Raw genomic sequence first — 349 nt, 5'->3', positions numbered from 1 at the left:
TCCACGAGCATGAGGTCTTGCGATCCCCCACTTTCATCCGTAGATCGTATGCGGTATTAGCGTAACTTTCGCTACGTTATCCCCCACTCCAGGGTACGTTCCGATATATTACTCACCCGTTCGCCACTCGCCACCAGAGCAAGCTCCGTGCTGCCGTTCGACTTGCATGTGTAAGGCATGCCGCCAGCGTTCAATCTGAGCCAGGATCAAACTCTTCAGTTTAATCTCTGTTACTTTGCCATTTTATTGGCACCGTCTTGCGACGGGTCGCTCACTCAAAAAACTGACAGGCTACTTCCGAAGAAGTATCCTATTTCATTATTTCTTGTGAACATTTGATATTTTAAGT

1 rRNA gene is annotated in these 349 nt (G+C 47.6%); it reads right to left on the bottom strand.

What is annotated here, in order from left to right:
* Positions 1–222: ribosomal RNA gene (locus AC0V2Y_RS28950) — 16S ribosomal RNA — on the bottom strand; the annotation flags it as partial.
* Between the last annotated feature and the right edge of the window lie 127 nt (positions 223–349).

This window comes from Janthinobacterium sp. BHSEK, from assembly GCF_056174685.1.
Note: the sequence above shows the minus strand (reverse complement) of the source record. Positions and strands in the feature narration are given on the sequence as shown.